The sequence below is a fragment of the Alcanivorax sp. DP30 genome (assembly GCF_009882945.1).
In the GTDB taxonomy this organism is placed as follows: domain Bacteria; phylum Pseudomonadota; class Gammaproteobacteria; order Pseudomonadales; family Alcanivoracaceae; genus Alcanivorax.
Genome location: NZ_WTUY01000005.1, coordinates 588,269 through 606,723, shown reverse-complemented (window position 1 = coordinate 606,723; position 18,455 = coordinate 588,269). Strand labels below are relative to the sequence as shown.

Below are 18,455 nucleotides of genomic sequence, written 5' to 3'. Positions count from 1 at the left end.
ATCTTTAGATGGCCCACCAATTGCAAGTATATGGCTGCACCGAATGCTGATACGCGAGGAATTTACGCTGAACGGGCAGGATACAGGGAGACGCTCGCCATTTCCCCGCCCATAACCTGACCCCGATCAATGCTGGCATCCGGAATGTGCGACAGGGTTACTGACAGACAAAACCGGGCTCCATTACCCTCCCGGCGGTATGACCACGGCCTTTTAAGTCCGTTCATCGGTCATTTTCGGTAAAGCAGACCCTCCGACATATTTTGAGACGCTTGCTATTCGTATGCTTTCACTTGGCTTTGCTAGTATCACCGTCACTCTTGAAGCTCGTCACAGGGCTGACGGAAAAATGACACAAATCATCCATATACTCGGAATGCGCCGCCCTGGCCTTCATGGAGTAAGATCTTGAGCACTACAACAGATAAGAAATCTTCCTACGATCGTGACGACCTGCTGGCCTGCGCCCATGGCGAATTGTTCGGCCCCGGGAACGCACGACTGCCTTTGCCCAACATGCTGATGATGGATCGCATCGTCCATATCAGTGATCAGGGCGGCAAATACGGTAAAGGCGAAATCATTGCCGAACTGGATATCAGCCCCGACCTCTGGTTCTTCGACTGCCACTTTGAATCCGATCCGGTAATGCCCGGATGCCTGGGCCTGGATGCCACCTGGCAACTGCTTGGCTTCTTCCTTGGCCGCGAAGGGCACCCAGGCCGCGGCCGCGCTCTCGGCGTCGGTAACGTGAAATTCTCCGGGCAGATCCTGCCCACCGCCAAAAAAGTCACTTATCGCCTGGACGTGAAACGCGTCATCACCCGCAAACTGATTCTCGGCATCGCCGACGCCACGGTGGAAGTGGATGGCCGCGAAATCTATGCCGCAGAAGGACTGCGGGTGGGCCTGTTCACTTCCACCGATGGATTCTAGGAGCTAAAAACATGCGCCGTGTAGTAATTACAGGCATGGGTATCGTGTCCTGTCTGGGTAACGACGCCGACAGTGTCACTCAATCCTTGAAGGAAGGCCGTTCCGGTATTCGTTTCAACGAAACCTACAAGGAAATGGGTATGCGCAGCCAGGTGGCCGGCGTTCCCGAAATCAACCTTGAAGATTTCATTGATCGCAAGGCCAGACGTTTCATGGGCGACTCCGCGGCCTATGCCTATGTCGCCATGCAACAGGCCATTGCCGATGCCGGCCTCAGCGAAGACGAAGTGAGCAATGAGCGTACCGGTCTGATTGCCGGTTCCGGCGGCCACTCTTCGCTGAACCAGGTGGAAGCCGCTGACATTGCCCGTACTCGCGGCGTAAAACGCATTGGCCCGTATATGGTACCGCGGGTGATGGCGTCCACCGTGTCCGCCTGTCTTGCTACCCCCTTTAAAATTCGGGGCGTGAATTACTCCATCACCTCCGCCTGCGCCACCAGCGCACACTGTATCGGCAATGCGGTTGAACAGATTCAGTTGGGCAAGCAGGACCGTGTCTTTGCCGGTGGTGGTGAGGAAGAACACTGGGCATTGAGCTGTCTGTTCGATGCCATGGGCGCCCTGTCCAGCAAGTATAACGACACTCCGGAAACGGCATCCCGAGCCTACGATGCAACCCGCGATGGCTTTGTGATTGCCGGCGGCGGCGGCATGGTGGTACTGGAAGATCTGGAAACCGCCCAGGCCCGCGGCGCCAAAATCTACGCTGAAGTGATCGGCTATGGGGCCACCAGCGACGGTCATGACATGGTCGCTCCCAACGGCGAAGGTGCAGCACGCTGCATGCGCCAGGCGCTGGCCAACTTCGATGGCCAGGTGGACTATATCAATGCCCACGGCACCAGCACTCCGGTGGGTGATGTGGCCGAGCTGAAAGCCGTCAGCGAGGTGTTTGGTGAGCACTGTCCGTCCATCGGCTCCACCAAGAGCCTGACCGGCCACAGCCTCGGTGCCGCTGGCGTACACGAAGCCATCTACAGTCTGCTAATGATGCAACACGACTTCACCGCCATCAGCGCCAACATTAAAACCCTGGATGAAAAGGCCGAAGGCCTTCCAGTTCTGGTCAAAGGCAAAGATACAGGTCCCAGCGTTGTTCTGAGCAACAGCTTCGGCTTTGGTGGCACCAACGCCAGCCTGCTGCTGAAGAAGTGGGAAGGCTAAATTAATAGTTAATAATTAACAGTTAATAGCTCACTAACAAAAAGCCCGGCAAATGCCGGGCTTTTTTATTCTGTACAACGCGTGTTGCTAGAATTTATGCACCATGCCGACAGAGAAAGCCATGCCGGATTCGTCCACGTCGTTAACGGTGCCGAGCGGGTCATATTCTGTATCCGACGCTGACACAACGCCATAAGCAGTGGTCTGATCGCCAAGCTTGTAATCTGCACCGACGGCAAGCACCTGGACGTCCAGATCCAGGTCGCTGCTGTCCATGACACCAGCCTGCGCCTTAACCCCCAGACGATCACTCAGCCCCACACGGCCACTTAACAGATAAGACATCAGATCGGCTTCGTCGCTACCGATGGGATCAAAAGTTGCCTGTTCCGCAATGACGCCCAGCTGAACGCTCTCTGTGGCCTGGACACCGAAAGTGCCACGCAGGGCATCCCGATCGCCACCAAACGTGGCACCGACGATGCTGACTTCATCATAGGAGCTTTCATAGGCCAGCGCCGCATAAAGCGCATCGTTATCCAGGGTAGCAGAAACCCCCCAGGTATCGGTGAGGCCATCCTTGGTCTCGGTATTGGCACCGGCACCGATGGTTTCCCCTTCACCCGGCGCGATCTGGGCACGGATAACCACACCGCCAAAATCCGGGCTCTCCCAATTCAGGGTATTGTTGTTACGGTTCTGGCTGATAAATACCACTTCCATATCGGCCACCGTTTCATTGAACTGGTCCACCCAGCCTTCCGCGTCTTTCACCACGCTATCGAAACGACCGGCAAAGAATTTACCCGCATTGGTGTTCAGACCGAGGAAGCTGTTACGGGTGCTGAACGTGGAACCGGAATCGCCGTCCACGTCATAACCCGCCTCATATTGATAAATCACGGAGACACTATCGAAATCCAGCGGCTCTTCACCGCGCACACCAAGACGGGAACTATTACTGGACACAAACCAGGCATCAGAAAGATCGTCCTCGGCAAATACCAGAGGGCTTTCCGGATAATCACTGGTCTTGTCCACACTCAGATTAATCTTGCCGTAAAAAGTTGGGGCTGCGAGAGCTGTGACAGGAAGGGCGGCGCTGACCGCCACCGCAAGCAAATGCTTCTTCATTATAATTTTCTCCTTGGAATAAAAATCCTCAAACGCCCCCGCAATATATGACTATTTAATGACAGCAACAAGAAACCTTAAGAATGTGACTACGGCTCGCGGATTTCGGTTTGGCTCCCGGTCTGTGGCATCAGACGTCCGACCACCTGCCCCTATCAATGTCGATTAACAAAAAAAGCCCCCTGAACGGGGGCCTGAAACGTCGTCATAGCTTGATGCCATGTTGCAGCTCTCCTGAGCGCATGACGACTGCACACATAAATGGATCCATGCCAATCAGAACCAGCGATCCTCCATTTCCAGAAATGTCCGGTCCCCTTCAAGCAATCGTTGAACTTCCAGTTCAACCCGGGGCAGCTCCCACTGAAAGAAGTAACGGGCAGCCTGGAGCTTGCCACAGGCAAAGTCTTCATCTTCCACAGAAGTGAGCGCCGCTGCCGCATTGGCTTGACGCAGCCACATCCAGGCGGCCACCACATGGCCAACCAGCTGCAGGTACGCATTGGCGTTGGACAATCCCGCGGTGGGGCCCTGCTGGGCCATCAACGCACCTGCCGCCCTGGTTGCAGCTTCGACTTTCGGCAGCATGGTCTGAAGTGCCTCTGCAAACGGTTCGCAACGGGCATCGCTGGTGGCGGCCACATCCGCCATGATCCGCTCCACCAGTAGTTGCATGCCCTGCCCTTTCGCCTGCCAGACCTTACGGCCCAACAGATCCAGGCCATGAATGCCCGTGGTACCTTCATGGATAGGATTAAGCCGGTTGTCACGCCATACCTGCTCCACCGGATATTCACGGGTGTAACCGGCACCGCCGAACACCTGTATCGCCATATCGTTGGCCTTGACGCCAAACTCTGATGGCCAGGTCTTGATCACCGGCGTCAGCAGATCCAGCAGCAATTGCGCCTCACAGGCAGCAGCCTCATCGCCACTCTCAATTTCATCCACCAACCGGTAACCGTAAAAACACATGGCCAGCGCCGCTTCTGCATAGGATTTCTGTGTAAGCAGCAAGCGCCGCACGTCGGCATGCTCGATGATCGGCACCATGGGCTGACTGAAATCCGGCTCCTCGGCATGACGCCCCTGGGTGCGGTCGCGCGCATAATCCAGGGAAAACCGGTAGCCGCGGTATGCCAGTAGTGCAGCGCCGTACCCCACCGCCACCCGGGCCTCGTTCATCATCTGAAACATGTAACGCAGGCCCTGATGGGGCTCGCCGACCAGATAACCGTGACAATCATCGTTATCGCCGAAGGTCAGCGCAGTGCTACTGGCGCCGCGATAACCCATCTTGTGGATCAACCCGGCCAGGGTTACATCATTGCGCTGAACCGGCTTCCCCTGTGCATCGAGCCGGTATTTCGGCACCACGAACAGGGAAATCCCTTTTACCCCATCAGGACCGCCAGGAATTTTGGCCAACACCAGATGAACGATATTCTCAGCCAGCTCATTTTCACCGGCAGAGATAAAGATCTTGTTGCCCTTGATGCGATAGCTCCCGTCCTCCTGAGGCAGCGCACGGGTGCGAATATCGGCAAGGGACGAACCTGCATGGGGCTCTGTGAGCGCCATGGTGCCCGTGAAACGGCCAGCCATCATCGGCACAAGGAACTGTTCCTTGAGCATCTCGCTGGCAAAGTTGCGGATCACGTTGCCTGCCGCCCCGGTCAGAAAAGGATAGACCGTGGAACTGGGATTCACGCAGGTGAACATGCCGGTACAGGCAGCCACAGCTGTTTCCGGTAACTGCATGCCGCCTTCTTCAAAGCTGGCTCTGGCCGCAAGAAACCCGGCCTCAATGTAGGCATCAAAAGCCTCCTGCACCTCGGGTCGCATGACCACCTTGCCGTCGACAAAAGCCGGTTCATCCTTGTCGGCAAGCGTGTTGTGGTTGGCAAATTTTTCGTGAGCCAGTTTTTCTGCGGTATCCAGGGCCGCCTCTATGGTTTCACGGCTGTGCTCACTAAAACGCGGGCGGCTCAGCAACGCGTCAGTATCCAGCACGTCAAACAACTGAAAACGCAAATCCCGGCGATCAAGAATGGTAACGGTCACAGAAAGGCTCCACTTTATTTTCCAATCAGCTTGCCATTACGGAAGGGTCTCTGGCATTGTCGCCTATGACTCATTTATGGTTGATTGCGTCAATATGTATCAAGTTGCTGTTCTTGCCTACGATGGCGTCTTTGCCTCGGCTCTCACCGGCATTGTGGATTTACTGGGCCTCACCGGTGTCACCTGGAACCGCATCCAGGGCGAGCCGCTGAATCGTCAGTTTCGGGTGCGAATCGTTTCCCGCGACGGTAATCCGGTCAGGTGCACGCCCAATATCCGGATTGCGGTCGACGCCTCCATCGACCAGATCGAAAAAGTGGATCTGGTCGTGGTACCAACCATCGGCGCCCCGATTGAGAGTGTCCTCAAGCAACAGAAGGATGTGCTGCCCTGGCTGCGCCAGATGCACGCCAATGGCGCAGATCTCGCCAGTAATTGCACTGGCGCCTTCCTGCTGGCCGAAGCCGGGCTACTGGATGGGCGCACCGCAACGACTCATTGGGGCTTCAGCCAGCAATTTCGTCACCGCTATCCCGAAGTCGCACTTAACGAAAAAGAATTGATCACTCGCGATGACAATATCTTCTGCGCGGGAGGAGGTACGGCCTGGCGAGATCTGAGCATTTTGTTGGTGGAACGCTATTGCGGCCCCGACCTGGCTCGGGAGCTGGCAAGGGCCTTTGTGATTGATGTGCGCAATGACCTGCAAAGTATCTACGCCGGCCTGCCTGCACACAGCTACCACCAGGATGCCCAGGTGCATACCGTGCAGGCCTGGATTCACGAACATTTTCATGAAGCCACCTCGCTGACGCAGCTGGCTGAAATGGTGCACATCAGCCCTCGCCAGCTTCAGCGTCGCTTCACCAGTGCGCTTGGGGAACCTCCCTTGCAGTACCTGCAGCGGGTGCGAATTGAAGCCGCCCGCAAGATGCTGGAGCGCGGCTCATCAAACCTGGCCAAACTGTCCGAACAAGTGGGCTACCAGGACGTGAGCAGCTTTTCCCGGCTGTTCAAGCGGCATACCGGGTTGTCGCCCAGCCACTACCGACAGCGCTTCGCCCGCACCGGCACATTGAACGACTGAAGGCGGTTCATCCGGGCCAGCTTGCGATAACCCTGATTCCGCCTGACACTTAACCTTTCTGCACGTTGACGCGCCGTTGACGATGGTCAGGGCAATCTCGGTTGTACAAAACCGGAAATTTGTACAGGAGCAGCACCGTGGACAACCTCTCAATTTTGCTGGTCGAAGATCACCGTCAACTGGCCCAGACGGTGCTGGAATATCTGGAGCAACAGGGCGCCACCGTAGACTACGCCGGCAACACGCATCTGGCGCGGGAACTGGTGAAAGAGCATCACTATGATCTGATGCTGCTGGATGTCATGTTACCGGGAGAAAGCGGATTTGAATTCTGCCGCTCTCTGCGTGAAGAGTTGACCCTGGATATGCCGGTCATTTTCATGACTGCGCGTGATCAGCTGGATGACAAGCTGGAAGGCTTCAAAAATGGTGGCGATGATTACATCGTCAAGCCGTTTGCCCTGCCGGAACTGGCAGCGCGGGTGCACGCCCAGATCCGACGCCAGCGGCGAGAGGTCACCGCTAACACCCTTCAAGTGGACGATCTGGAACTGGATCCTGCCCGTCAGGAAGCTCGCCGCGCCGGTCAGCCCCTGAAACTTTCTCCTACTGCCTTTCGTATTCTGCGGATTCTGATGCGCGAATCCCCCAAGGTTGTCAGCCGCGAGCAACTTGAGCAGGAGCTGTGGGGAGATCTGGTTCCCGACTCTGATGCCTTGCGCAGCCATCTCTACAATCTTCGCAAAGCGGTCGACAAACCCTTTGCCAATGCCCTGCTCAACACGTTACCCGGCGTCGGATTCTGTATTCAATCACCAGAACCGTCGAACCCTTAACAGAAAGCGTCCTTGCACTGGCATATTGTTGGGGATGACAATAACGCAACTCATCATCCCTTGTTCTCTATGCCTGTTCTCCGCTCTGACCCACCCCTTCGCTATCGCTCCAGCCAGGCATTGCTGGACGCGCACCTCCAGCGCCTCCAGCAACGCTACGGAATGGCCCTGTGGATGATTACCCGGGTAAGAGACAACGCCATGTGGCTACTGCGAGTCTCCGATCGGCATTACGGCCTGGAACAGGGGGATCGTATCGAATGGGAGCGCAGTTACTGTATCCGCATGGTGGAACAGGGTGCGCCCCGTATCGTGACAGACACCACTAAAAACCCCATCTACCATTCAGCACAAATCAATGATGATCTTGCCGTTGGTGCCTACGTAGGAATGCCGCTGGTCGACTCCCGAGACCAGTTTTTTGGCACATTGTGCGCACTGGATCCTAATGCCCAGCCGGCCACATTGCAGGATCAACTTGCCGATCTGGAACATGACGCCGCGCTGATCAGCTACACCCTTGAACACGCCCTGCGTGAAGCCCAGCAACAACGCCTGACCACGTTCATCGAACATCCTGATCGCTGTGACGATACCGGTTTACCCGGCGCAGAGGGATGGCAGGACATCTACCAGCAGGAACAGAAAAATTGCCGCGACCTCGGCATGGAATCCTCTGTCATGTATCTGCAGGCCTCCGAATCGGCGGACAGTCTGGCGATTGCAGATTCGCTTGCTGCATTGCTGCGGGATCAGGATAGCGTGGCACACCTTGGTAACAACCACTTCGGCATCCTGCTTACAGACACGGATCAACACAAGGCCCACCGGGTGGCCGACAGGATCCGGGACGCGCTCAATGCCAAGCGGATGCTGGTGCACCTGCAACAGGAAAGCCTGCCACCTTCCTGAGCCGGCAAAAACACCAAACCTCAGTCAGAACCGCACTTCCACCTGGGTACCTTGGCCAGGTTCGCTGGCTACCATGACATCCCAGTGATAGCGCTCGCAAAGCCGCTGCACGATAGCCAGACCAAGGCCATGGCCGCTTTCCTTGCTTTCACCGCGCTGGAACGGCTTCATCATCCGATCCAGTTCAGATTGCTCCATACCCACGCCGGCATCCACCACCTGAACTGCACCATCCTGAATAACAATGGTCACTTCACCGGAACCACTGTAGTTGATGGCGTTCCGTACCAGGTTATTCAGTAGAATGGTGAGCACCGCTTCCGGCGCCATCACCTTCATCAAGGCTCGCTGACGTACCTGCAGACGGATCTGTTTGCGCTCTGCCAACGGCGACAACCGCTCCATCAGATTCACTGCCAGATCGTTGACGATAATCTCGTCACTGTCCTGGCTGGTCTGCTCAGTACGAGCCAGCATCAGCAAGGTTTCCAGTGTTGCCTCCATATCATCGACCGTGTCTTCCATCCGGCGGATTAACGGACGGTCACCGATCTGGCTCACCAGCAGTTCCAGATTGGTGCGAAACACGGCCAGCGGCGTGCGCAGCTCATGGCTGGCATCGCGGGTAAATTGCCGCTCACGCTCCACAAAACTGACCAGCCGATCCGCATAGCTGTCCAACGCTGTCAGCAGCACCGACACTTCACTGTCTGCGTCCGCTTCGATATCAGTCAGATCCGGGCGTGCCAGACCGGGGTTGTCCACCGGCGCCTGCCGCAGACGGTCTGCCAGCTGTACCAGGGGGGACAATAATTCCCGGGATTTTTTCCAGCCCAGAAACGAGGTGATATAGATCACCAGCAGCACGCCGGTCAACGGCAAGATACCAAACAGAAACGCCAGCACGGACACGCGCTGTTCATCAAAAATCAGATAGAGCCTCGAGCTTCCCTGCTTTTCGATATAAACAATGGGCCGCTCATCACCGAGGCTCACGCGGTGGTAACCATCCGGCATGGCCTGTAAAGCCGCGGGAATCTCATCCTTAACGGCATCACTACTGAGAAGGCCAAGCAAGTGACGGGTGTTGGGCCGAGGCTGCCGGGGATTGTTATCCAGCAACGACCAGTAATGATCCGCCTCCTTGATCAGTGCCTGTTTCACCAGCACCTGTTCAATGATATTGGCCGTCGCCCATACCCCCAGCACTGTCGCCAGGCTGATTAACAACAGCTGGAGCAGATAGACGCGGGTAATGCGATGCTGAACCCCGGATTTCTTCATGCATTCCCCTCTGGGGCCCCTCTCGTCATGCAGTCATGGGCCGGACAAAACGATAGTGCGCAACAAACCACTCATCACCCTCACCATAGTTAAACAGCTCTGCGCATGCCATGAAAAACATCCGCCAGCGCTGCAACCAGCGCTTGCCTTCACCGGAGCCATACAGCTCATCCAGCAGCGCAATCAGCGTTTGTTGATGGGTGTCCGCCAGCACCAGCCAGGCTTCAAGCGTCCGTCCATAGTGGGTACCGTTAACTGCCCAGCGCTGCTCCTCCTTAAGTTCACCGGCACACTCGGGCAACCAGTCCCAGGACGGCATCATGCCACCGGAAAAGAAGTTGCGCGCCATCCAGTCACTGCTGCCCTTGTCTTCGAACAGATACGTCAGCTCACGGTGACAGAACACATGAATGAACAGCTTGCCCCCGGGCACCAGCCAGTCATGGATACGCGCCATCAGGGTGCGGTGATTGCGCATGTGTTCGAACATCTCCACCGTCACCACCCGGTCAAACTGCTGCTCCGGCGTAAAGGCTGCTGCATCGGCGGTAATCACATTGACGTTATCAAGACCACGTTCACTGGCACGCTGAAGAATGAATTGGCGCTGTGAAGAGGAGTTGGAAATGGCCGTAATCTGACTGCCTGGGTAATGCTCCGCCATCCACAGAGTCAGCGACCCCCAGCCACACCCCATTTCCAGAATGTTCTGCCCATTGGCCAGCTCTGCCCGCTCGCAGGTGAGCGCCAGCATGGCCGCTTCAGCCTCAGCCAGGGTGCTGTCATCGCTGGGCCAGTAACCGCTGGAATACTTCAGATGCGGACCCAGCACTTTTTCATAGAAGCGGGCATCCACTTCATAATGCTGTTCATTGGCCGCATCCTGATCCACTGCCACCGGCGCTGCGCTCAGTGCCGCGGTCAACTCATCGTGCTTGCGCTCGTGCTCTTGTTGCAGCCGACGGCCAAGCAGGCGGCGGATACCGAAACGAACCAGCGGGTCCGGTAGCCAGCCGGATTCTGCCATTTGGATAATCATGATGTTGGTCTCCAGGGAAAGAAGGCACTGGTGGTGCGTTGGTACTCCCGGTAATCATCGCCCCGGGACTTGATGGCTTGTTTTTCCGTGTAGGGAATACCCGTAACAAACCAGAGAAACAGAAACATGGCGAGCGGCAACAACCATAACCAGCCCGCATTGCTGGCGCCCAGGGCGATCAGCGGATAGCTGAGCCAGTGCAACCATTCAAAGAAATAATTCGGATGGCGGGAATATCGCCATAGACCTTCGCGACATGTCTTGCCCCTGTTCGCCGGATTCGCCTTGAATCGGCTGAGCTGCGTGTCGGCAAGCCCTTCACCTGCGATAGCCAGCAGTCCAATCAGCGCACCAGTCACTACCGACCAGGTTGACCACTGTGCCTGCTCGCCGATCACCTTGAAGGTCAGCGCAAAGCCCCAGGCCAGCAGCGCCTGGCTCCAGAAGAAAAACAGAAACACGGTTTGAGTCTTCTTTCCCAGCGCCGCACGCATGGCCGCATAACGACCGTCTTCATGATCCTCCTGACTCACCCGTCTAAAGATATGGCCACCAAGACGCACCGACCAGCATGCAAGCAGCACTAACGCCGCCAGGCGCGGCAGCAACTCACCGTTTCCAAGCAGCAGAAAAGCACTACCGGTCCCCCCGGTGCCCCATGCCCAAAACACATCAACCCAGCCAGCATTGCCAGAACTACGCTGTTTGAGCCACATAAGGGTCGCGACCAGCAACAAGCCTGCAAGCCACAACCAGATGTTATCCATTATTGCCAACCTCTCTCTTCAATGGCCCACCGGATTTGTCCAGCAAGGTGGCCAGGGCAGCAAACAGTGGCACGATGCCGGCCCAGACTGCGCCGTACACCAGCATCAGCCGCCATTCCCCCAGTGGCGCTTCCGCCGCCCCCAGGTGCACGCCCATCATCACCGAAAACCCACCGCCAAAACCGCCAAACAGTGCAGCTAATAGCGGCCGTCTTTGCAACCAGGCAAGGCAGTAAAAAAAGCTCAACGCAAAACCACCCCACAGCGCCCAGATCCATCCCGGGGCCAGCCATGTGGATGATGTGCCCGTGTACTTGATCAGACCGCTGCCGAGCCAGACAGGCTCCAATAATGCGCAAGCCACAAAGCCAACCACCACCATTTTCAGATCGCGCTTCCAGGCCGTCCCGGCAACCACCATCAGGACAACCATGATCCCCAGCACCCACCAGGCCAGCTGGGGGCTACCCCTTGCGGCACCCAGCACGGCTGCGGGCCAGAGCAACTGGAAGCCGATCAGGTTAATCAGGAATGAGGGAGAAATGGATTTCATATTTGAAGAGTGCGGCAAACCTCGTCAAGAGGCTGTGAACCAATCTTCACAAGGGTCTCACCGCCTCTGTCCGATGCTTTGGGTATGAAAACAGCCCTTGCACTGACAATACTGGCTCTGGCCTCCGCGCTGGCGGGATGCAGCAGCAATCCTGCCGGACCCTATGGCTACACCTCTGCCTACCTGGAAGAAAGAAGCCGCTGCGTCGGCAGCAGCATGCCTGACACCGAGCATGTGCAGCGCTTTATCCGGTTCTACGATCAATTGAAAGAAGGCCAGATAGATTCGCAAATCCCACTGATCTATGCGGAAGAGCTGTACTTCAACGACACCCTGATTACCTTGCATGACCGCGCTGCGCTGCAATCGCATCTGCAGGGTACTGCCGAAAGGCTGGACCGCATGTCCGTAACGCTGCTGGATGTCCTGCAGCCCTCTCCGCTGGGTAACCCGGGAGACAGTCATCAAGCCCAGGCCACCTTTCTGGTATGGGAAATGGAGGCGCAATTCAGCCTCCTGGGCAAGGACCGGCTGTCACACACCCTGGGCATCAGCCAGCTATGTTTCAACGACAAGGGTCAGGTCACCTTTCACCAGGATTTCTGGGACAGCAGCCAGGGACTTGATCAACATCTACCACTACTGGGACCCCCAACACGATGGCTACGCAAGCATTCAGACACACCGTGATTCGTATCACGCTGACCGTGACTTCCCTGCTCATCGGCATTTCCCCTGTGCTGGTAAGTGCCGAAGAGGACTGGCAACGCTGCCACCGTGCAGATGTGAAGGCGCTGAAAGTATTCACCGTCGGCGAGGCCTCCCTGTATCGCGAAAACTGCAATGCAGCAGACCTGTTGGCTCCACCGCTGAAACTGGCCTTCCGCTATTTCCGTGACGTACCCGGTGATGCATTTGGCAAAGCCGCCATGCATTTCCTGGAGAAAAACCTGGATGAATCCCGTTTCGAAAGACTGGAACCGGAACTGGCGACCTTCAATCAGTACTATCAGGACGTGGGTGACGGTGACCAATACACACTGACCTATGATGATGGCGCACTGACACTGGCCCTCAATGGCAAGGCGCTAACAAAGCAGAGTGGTGATGACTTTGCCCATGCCTACCTGACCATCTGGTTCGGTCCGGATCCCTATTCCCCGGCCATGAAGGAATCCCTGCTGGGACAGCGGTAAGCCATCCTATTGCGCCACGCCCTGCCAGCCGGGATACTGACCCCATAACAAACACAGTCAGTATTCGGGGAATTTGCAGCATGGCATCGCTGTTTCACGTAATCGCTACCGCCTCACGTCATATCAGCCAGAAAGACCGCACCTCTGCTCTCAAGGGTACGGCGGCCTTCCTGACCGCCGCGACACTGGTATCACTCATCCTCACCAGCATTGCCGTGCTGATCGTTGGGGAGCGAGACTGGTTATCTGCCCTGATCCTTGCCATCGCCCTCCCATTGATACTCATCACCCCGCTGCTGTTTCTTTTTTCCACCCGATTGATCGCCCTGGACCGGCACAATCGCGAACTGCAGCAGGCCGCACGGGAAGACCATCTGACCGGTGTGTTCAACAGGCCTCACTTGCTGGGCATGCTGGAGAGAGAACTGGCATTGAGTCAGCGCCACAACTACAACGTATCCGTCCTGTTGCTGGAAATTGGCGATTTCAGCCAGCTACTGGATGAACAGGGACGTCATGTGGGAGAACAGGCGCTGCAGCAATTCGCCGACTGTATCGCGGAAAAGATTCGTGAAAGCGATCTGTTCGGACGTTTTGATGGCGCCCAGTTCCTGTTGGTTCTGCCACACACCAGTTTCGAAGATGCCACCCGCATGGGAGAGGGCCTGCGTGCCATCGCTGCCAACCTGAAACTCAACGGCCGGATTCAGGACGATGGTACCCGCCCTGTTGTTCGTATCAGTGCCAAAATTGGTGCTGCCAGCACAGAAAACAGTGGGCGAAACCTGAACTCGCTACTCAACGAAGCCGATTACTCGCTCTATCAGAACCGAAACGAGCGTCGAGACAAAATTGTCATGCCGGACGACTGACACAAGACAAGCAACAAAATGGTGAGTGCTTTTTAGCCTGATCACAACGAAAGACAATTTTTATTCCCTTGCGATTCCTCAAACTGCCTCTGGCCCTATCTTCCATATATCGTCAGATTAGGCGCAGAACCTGCAACGTAATACCAAATCATTAACGATTCATAATGCTTTATTGTTAATTTTCTATGGGAGTTGCCATAAAAACGACAAATAGTTTCTCCCTTTGTAAATTTTCTTATTAATCTCTAGAAGTAGGATTTACATGGATCAAAGGCTACCCAACACTGTACTGGTGTTTGTTCTGCCTATCGATATAAAAAAGGAAGGAGTCTATGAACGCTAAACGTTTTTTGGCAGCCAGTATTGCTTGCGCGTCTGTTACTGCCACTTCAGCCGTAATGGCTGAGGGTATGCCCGAGCGTTATTTCTACTTCGGTGGCCACATCAGTGAAAACTGGCTGGACGTGGGCGACCATTATCTGGAAAGCACCAGCGAGAACGAGGTGACTTTGCCCGGCGCCCAACTGGGTTACCGATTCAACCGTGACTGGTCCGTCCAGGGCTGGTGGGAGCGTAACAACTCCAATACCGAACTGTTCGGCGATGTGGACCTGAACATTGCCAGTGCTGCCCTGCGCAAGCACTTCTACGGCAGCTCATCCTTCGAACCCTATGTGGGCATCGGTGCCGGTGAATTCCGTGCAGAACCGAACAGCGACAGCAGCAACGACTACCAGGAAACCATTGGTACCCTGGAAGCCGGTTTCCAGACCCTGCTGCACCCGCACTTCATTCTGGATGTGGGCGCCCGCCCCTACTACGCCTTTGACAGCGAGCGCTGGGACGCGGAAATTTACGCAGGCCTGAACTTCCTGATCGGCGCCAGCAGCTCTGGTAATGACGAGGAAATGGAAGAAGAGCCTGCTCCAGTGGATAACATCGTTTCCGACAGCGATGGTGATGGCGTGCCGGATGAGCAAGACCAGTGTTCAGGCACACCCGCTGGCGCTCAGGTAGATGCCACCGGTTGCGAGCTGGACGATGATGGCGACGGCGTTGCCAACAGCAAAGACCAGTGTGCTGACACTCCTGCTGGGGCTCTGGTTGATGAAACCGGTTGCCAGCAGTATCTCGACAAGGACGTGAAGGAAACCCTTTACGTTGAATTCGAGCACGGCAAGTCTGAAGTGACCAAGGCTTCCTACCCGAAACTGGGTAACCTTGCCGAGCAGATGCGTCAGTATCCTTCTGCCAACCTGGTACTCGAAGGCCACACCGACAGCACCGGTTCCGCAGCATTCAACAAGAAGCTGTCCAAGCAACGTGCAGACGCTGTGATGCGTGTTCTGGTTGACGAGTACGATATCGCCGCCGAACGTGTCAGCACTGAAGGCTACGGCGAAGAAAAGCCGATTGCCGACAACGGCACTGCCGAAGGTCGCGCTCAGAACCGTCGTGTTGAAGCGGTAATGAAAGCCACCACCAAGGAAGCCCAGTTCCAGTAAGGAACACTTCCTGAACAAAAAAAGGGCCGACATTGTCGGCCCTTTTTTTATGCCGCTCCGCGACCGCAGGGCGATCAGGCCCTTGCAGAACACAAATCGGGGACGCTGTTCAAGCTGATGCATTTCCATGTCAGGATCCGGATCGCCAGGCAAGCCTGGGGCGTCAGTCGAGACGCTGGAATCCTTACCTCGGATAGGCTCGGATCGCGTGCAGGCACGCTCCTACAGCTGCTGCGTAGAAAAGCAGAGCATTTGGGGACCTGTTGGTTTTTCCTATCCAATCGAGCGTAGCTCGTAGCTCGTAGCTCAGCGCCCCCGCCGACTGGCAAAGAAACCCTTCAACAGCGCCGCACTGTCCTGCGTCAGCAACCCGCCTTCCACCAGCACCTTGTGGTTGTAGAACGATACCTCCGGCAACTGCAGCTGACTGGCGCAGACACCTGCACGTGGTTCAGGGGCGGCATAGACCAGCCGCGACACCCGTGCATGGATCAAAGCACCAAAGCACATGGTGCAAGGCTCCAAAGTCACATACAGGGTGCTACCGGGCAGACGATAATTCTGTTCATTACGGGCCGCATCACGCAGCGCCATCACTTCAGCATGTGCAGTGGGGTCATGGGCGACAATGGGCTGATTGAAGCCCTCCCCCAACAAGACGTTATCGCGGACCAACACGGCGCCCACGGGTACTTCACCGGCCTCAGCGGCTTGTTCCGCCAGGGCCAATGCCCTGCGCATCCAGTCTTCGTCATTCATGGCAGATTCTCCCAGCTGTGCAGATGGTAGCACCCGCCCGGCATTTCGTTACAATCGGCCTAACAACAGATATGAGACATCTTATGACCACCATTGGCACCCCCCATACAGACACCGCAACCCGTGTGATGTTGCTCGGCTCCGGCGAGCTGGGTCGTGAAGTGGCCATTGAGCTGATCCGCTACGGGTGCGAAGTCATTGCCGTGGACCGTTATGCCAACGCCCCGGCCATGCAGGTGGCCCAACGCAGCCATGTGATCAACATGCTCGACGGCGCCGCATTGCGCAGCCTGGTGGAAAAGGAAAAGCCCGCGCTGATCGTGCCGGAAATTGAAGCCATTGCCACGGATGAATTGCTCAAGCTGGAGGCTGAGGGGGTCACCGTAGTTCCCACCGCACGGGCCACCAACCTGACCATGAACCGGGAAGGCATCCGCCGTCTGGCCGCCGAAGAACTGGGTTTGCCCACCTCACCTTTCCGCTTTGCTGATACCCTCGAAGACTACCAGCAAGCGGTGGCCGAAATCGGTATGCCCTGCGTGATCAAGCCGGTAATGAGTTCCTCCGGCAAAGGCCAGAGCACCATCAAGACCGAAGCCGATATTCAGAAAGCCTGGGACTATGCCCAGTCCGGCGGCCGCGCCGGGGAAGGCCGGGTCATCATTGAAGGCTTTGTGGACTTCGACTACGAAATTACCCTGCTCACCGTTCGCCATCGCGACGGCACCACGTACTGCGATCCCATCGGCCACCGTCAGGCCAACGGCGATTACCAGGAATCCTGGCAGCCACAACCCATGTCCGCTGCAGCACTGGATGCATCCCGGGAAGTGGCAGGCGCCATTACCGAAGCACTGGGCGGTACCGGTATCTTTGGCGTTGAACTGTTTATCAAGGGCGATCAGGTGTATTTCAGTGAGGTGTCTCCACGCCCCCACGATACGGGTCTGGTAACCCTGCTGTCGCAGAACCTTTCCGAATTCGCATTACACGCCCGCGCCATCCTCGGCCTGCCGATCCCGGCGCTGGAACAACGCGGCCCTGCCGCCTCATCCGTACTGCTGGTGCAGGGTGATTCAGAACAGATGCAGTATCAGGGCCTCGATCAGGCCTTGAGCCAACCCAACACGGAAGTGCGTCTGTTTGGCAAACCAGAAGTGCATGGCAGCCGCCGACTCGGCGTGGCGCTGGCGCTAGGCAGCGACATTGCCAATGCCCGGGACAAGGCCAACGCCGCCATCGCCTCACTCACCGTAAAATTATAAGGACGCAATGCATGCAAAATCAGGACACGCACAGCAAGGTTATCGGCTATCTGCTCTGGATCTTCGGTTTCATGGGCGCGCACCGTTTCTATTACGGCAAGCAGATAACGGGCACCATCTGGTTTTTCACCCTCGGGCTGTTCTTTATCGGCTGGATCATCGACCTGTTCCTGATCCCCGGTATGGACGAAGCGGCGGATGCAAAATACGAGGCCGGCAGCATCGACTATAACGTGGCCTGGATCCTGCTCACCTTTCTGGGCATCTTCGGCATCCACCGGTTTTACATGGGCAAGGTCTTCACCGGCATTCTCTATCTGCTGACGGTGGGTCTGTTCGGGCTGGGAATTCTCTACGATTTCCTGACTCTCAATGGTCAAATCGCCGAGAAAAACCGCCTGCCAGGCTGAACACGTTCAGCCTCTCTCCCTCCACTTTTCAAACTTAAAAAAAGGCCGCGCTCCTGACAGAGCTCGGCCTTTTCTTTTCTCGAAGCTCGAAGCTCGAAGCTCGAAGGGTTAATTCTTGACTGCGTACCTGCCCGCGCCCAGGAAAAAAATCGCCAGCGAAGTGAACAGGAAAAAACCCTGCAGTTCCAACGCCCAGCCGCCAGACTTGGATAGCGCAAAAACTTCGCCCATGTGTACCAGCACGATAGCCACCAACATGTTGCCGGCCATCAGCACCGCACCCACACGGGTATGCAGCCCAATAATCACCATCAAGGGGGCAATGATCTCGCCGATAAACACCCCGTAGGCGAGGAACCCCGGCAGGTTATGGGATGCCAGCTCATGGGCAATCCAGCCCACCCCGGAATACAGCTTGCCGATACCGTGCAGCAGCATCAGGATTCCAGCTGTAAGACGCAGGATCAATTTCGCCAGATCAGGATTATTCAAGACACTATCTCCCCATTGAATGTGGAACCGGGACCAACCCGACTCATTCCGAACCCTACCACCAGCCGACAGTCAGAGCATCAGCTTATCCGATGCGAAGGCGACAATATGACGCATT

The 18,455-nt window shown here is 56.4% G+C and carries 19 protein-coding genes; 11 read left to right on the top strand and 8 right to left on the bottom strand.

Features of this window, described 5'->3' with window-relative positions; translation table 11 throughout:
* Positions 1 to 408 precede the first annotated feature (408 nt).
* Both fabA and fabB read left to right on the top strand, forming a co-directional pair.
* Positions 409 to 936 carry a 3-hydroxyacyl-[acyl-carrier-protein] dehydratase FabA gene (fabA, locus tag GQF00_RS13875; RefSeq protein ID WP_161319734.1) on the top strand — a complete coding sequence of 176 codons (528 nt, stop codon included), beginning with the start codon at positions 409 to 411 and terminating at the stop codon, positions 934 to 936.
* A gap of 11 nt (positions 937 to 947) precedes the next feature.
* A complete protein-coding gene (gene fabB / locus GQF00_RS13870) occupies positions 948 to 2,162 on the top strand; it encodes a beta-ketoacyl-ACP synthase I (RefSeq protein ID WP_161319733.1) in 1,215 nt (404 codons plus the stop codon).
* 87 nt (positions 2,163 to 2,249) lie between these two features.
* Here fabB and GQF00_RS13865 read toward each other — a convergent pair whose 3' ends face one another.
* On the bottom strand, positions 2,250 to 3,296 hold the full coding sequence (locus GQF00_RS13865) for a porin (protein WP_161319732.1): 1,047 nt from the start codon (positions 3,294 to 3,296) through the stop codon (positions 2,250 to 2,252).
* 276 nt (positions 3,297 to 3,572) lie between these two features.
* A complete protein-coding gene (locus tag GQF00_RS13860) occupies positions 3,573 to 5,360 on the bottom strand; it encodes an acyl-CoA dehydrogenase (RefSeq protein ID WP_161319731.1) in 1,788 nt (595 codons plus the stop codon).
* Positions 5,361 to 5,454: 94 nt separating this feature from the next.
* Here GQF00_RS13860 and GQF00_RS13855 point away from each other — a divergent pair, with 94 nt between their 5' ends.
* From GQF00_RS13855 to GQF00_RS13845, 3 genes are all read left to right on the top strand, one after another.
* Entirely contained in the window at positions 5,455 to 6,447 is a 993-nt protein-coding gene (locus GQF00_RS13855; RefSeq protein WP_161319730.1) for a GlxA family transcriptional regulator, read from the top strand.
* A 137-nt stretch (positions 6,448 to 6,584) separates the two neighbouring features.
* On the top strand, positions 6,585 to 7,283 hold the full coding sequence (locus GQF00_RS13850) for a response regulator transcription factor (RefSeq protein WP_161319729.1): 699 nt from the start codon (positions 6,585 to 6,587) through the stop codon (positions 7,281 to 7,283).
* A 69-nt stretch (positions 7,284 to 7,352) separates the two neighbouring features.
* Positions 7,353 to 8,195, top strand: a complete 843-nt coding sequence (locus GQF00_RS13845; RefSeq protein ID WP_161319728.1) for a GAF domain-containing protein — start codon at positions 7,353 to 7,355, stop codon at positions 8,193 to 8,195.
* A gap of 24 nt (positions 8,196 to 8,219) precedes the next feature.
* Here GQF00_RS13845 and GQF00_RS13840 read toward each other — a convergent pair whose 3' ends face one another.
* From GQF00_RS13840 to GQF00_RS13825, 4 genes are read right to left on the bottom strand one after another with little or no spacing between them, the layout of a single operon-like run.
* A complete protein-coding gene (locus tag GQF00_RS13840) occupies positions 8,220 to 9,479 on the bottom strand; it encodes a HAMP domain-containing sensor histidine kinase (RefSeq protein ID WP_161319727.1) in 1,260 nt (419 codons plus the stop codon).
* Between the two features lie 25 nt (positions 9,480 to 9,504).
* Positions 9,505 to 10,518, bottom strand: coding sequence for a cyclopropane-fatty-acyl-phospholipid synthase family protein (locus GQF00_RS13835; RefSeq protein ID WP_161319726.1), 1,014 nt, complete (start codon positions 10,516 to 10,518; stop codon positions 9,505 to 9,507).
* Complete coding sequence (locus GQF00_RS13830; RefSeq protein ID WP_161319725.1) at positions 10,515 to 11,285, bottom strand: DUF1295 domain-containing protein; 771 nt, start codon at positions 11,283 to 11,285, stop codon at positions 10,515 to 10,517. The genes GQF00_RS13835 and GQF00_RS13830 overlap by 4 nt, the downstream gene beginning before the upstream one ends.
* Complete coding sequence (locus tag GQF00_RS13825) at positions 11,278 to 11,838, bottom strand: DUF2878 domain-containing protein (RefSeq protein WP_161319724.1); 561 nt, start codon at positions 11,836 to 11,838, stop codon at positions 11,278 to 11,280. The genes GQF00_RS13830 and GQF00_RS13825 overlap by 8 nt, the downstream gene beginning before the upstream one ends.
* Before the next feature lie 84 nt (positions 11,839 to 11,922).
* On the opposite strand from GQF00_RS13825, the gene GQF00_RS13820 reads away from it, so the two are divergent.
* The 4 genes from GQF00_RS13820 to GQF00_RS13805 all read left to right on the top strand — a co-directional run bounded on the left by GQF00_RS13820 (position 11,923) and on the right by GQF00_RS13805 (position 15,411).
* Entirely contained in the window at positions 11,923 to 12,528 is a 606-nt protein-coding gene (locus GQF00_RS13820; RefSeq protein WP_161319723.1) for a nuclear transport factor 2 family protein, read from the top strand.
* Positions 12,525 to 13,034: a chalcone isomerase family protein gene (locus GQF00_RS13815; protein ID WP_370519506.1), complete on the top strand. Its 510-nt coding sequence runs from the start codon at positions 12,525 to 12,527 to the stop codon at positions 13,032 to 13,034. Before GQF00_RS13820 ends, GQF00_RS13815 begins: the two co-directional genes overlap by 4 nt.
* Before the next feature lie 80 nt (positions 13,035 to 13,114).
* Positions 13,115 to 13,906: a GGDEF domain-containing protein gene (locus GQF00_RS13810; protein ID WP_161319722.1), complete on the top strand. Its 792-nt coding sequence runs from the start codon at positions 13,115 to 13,117 to the stop codon at positions 13,904 to 13,906.
* Between the two features lie 332 nt (positions 13,907 to 14,238).
* A complete protein-coding gene (locus tag GQF00_RS13805; protein WP_161319721.1) occupies positions 14,239 to 15,411 on the top strand; it encodes an OmpA family protein in 1,173 nt (390 codons plus the stop codon).
* 306 nt (positions 15,412 to 15,717) lie between these two features.
* On the opposite strand, the gene tadA is transcribed toward GQF00_RS13805, so the two are convergent.
* Positions 15,718 to 16,170 (bottom strand): tRNA adenosine(34) deaminase TadA, encoded by a 453-nt coding sequence (tadA, locus tag GQF00_RS13800; protein WP_161319720.1) that lies wholly within the window; start codon positions 16,168 to 16,170, stop codon positions 15,718 to 15,720.
* Positions 16,171 to 16,253: 83 nt separating this feature from the next.
* Here tadA and purT point away from each other — a divergent pair, with 83 nt between their 5' ends.
* Positions 16,254 to 17,435 (top strand): formate-dependent phosphoribosylglycinamide formyltransferase, encoded by a 1,182-nt coding sequence (purT, locus tag GQF00_RS13795; RefSeq protein ID WP_161319719.1) that lies wholly within the window; start codon positions 16,254 to 16,256, stop codon positions 17,433 to 17,435.
* 11 nt (positions 17,436 to 17,446) lie between these two features.
* On the top strand, positions 17,447 to 17,845 hold the full coding sequence (locus GQF00_RS13790; RefSeq protein ID WP_161319718.1) for a TM2 domain-containing protein: 399 nt from the start codon (positions 17,447 to 17,449) through the stop codon (positions 17,843 to 17,845).
* A gap of 108 nt (positions 17,846 to 17,953) precedes the next feature.
* Here GQF00_RS13790 and GQF00_RS13785 read toward each other — a convergent pair whose 3' ends face one another.
* Positions 17,954 to 18,337: a DoxX family protein gene (locus tag GQF00_RS13785; protein ID WP_202560503.1), complete on the bottom strand. Its 384-nt coding sequence runs from the start codon at positions 18,335 to 18,337 to the stop codon at positions 17,954 to 17,956.
* Positions 18,338 to 18,455: the final 118 nt, after the last annotated feature.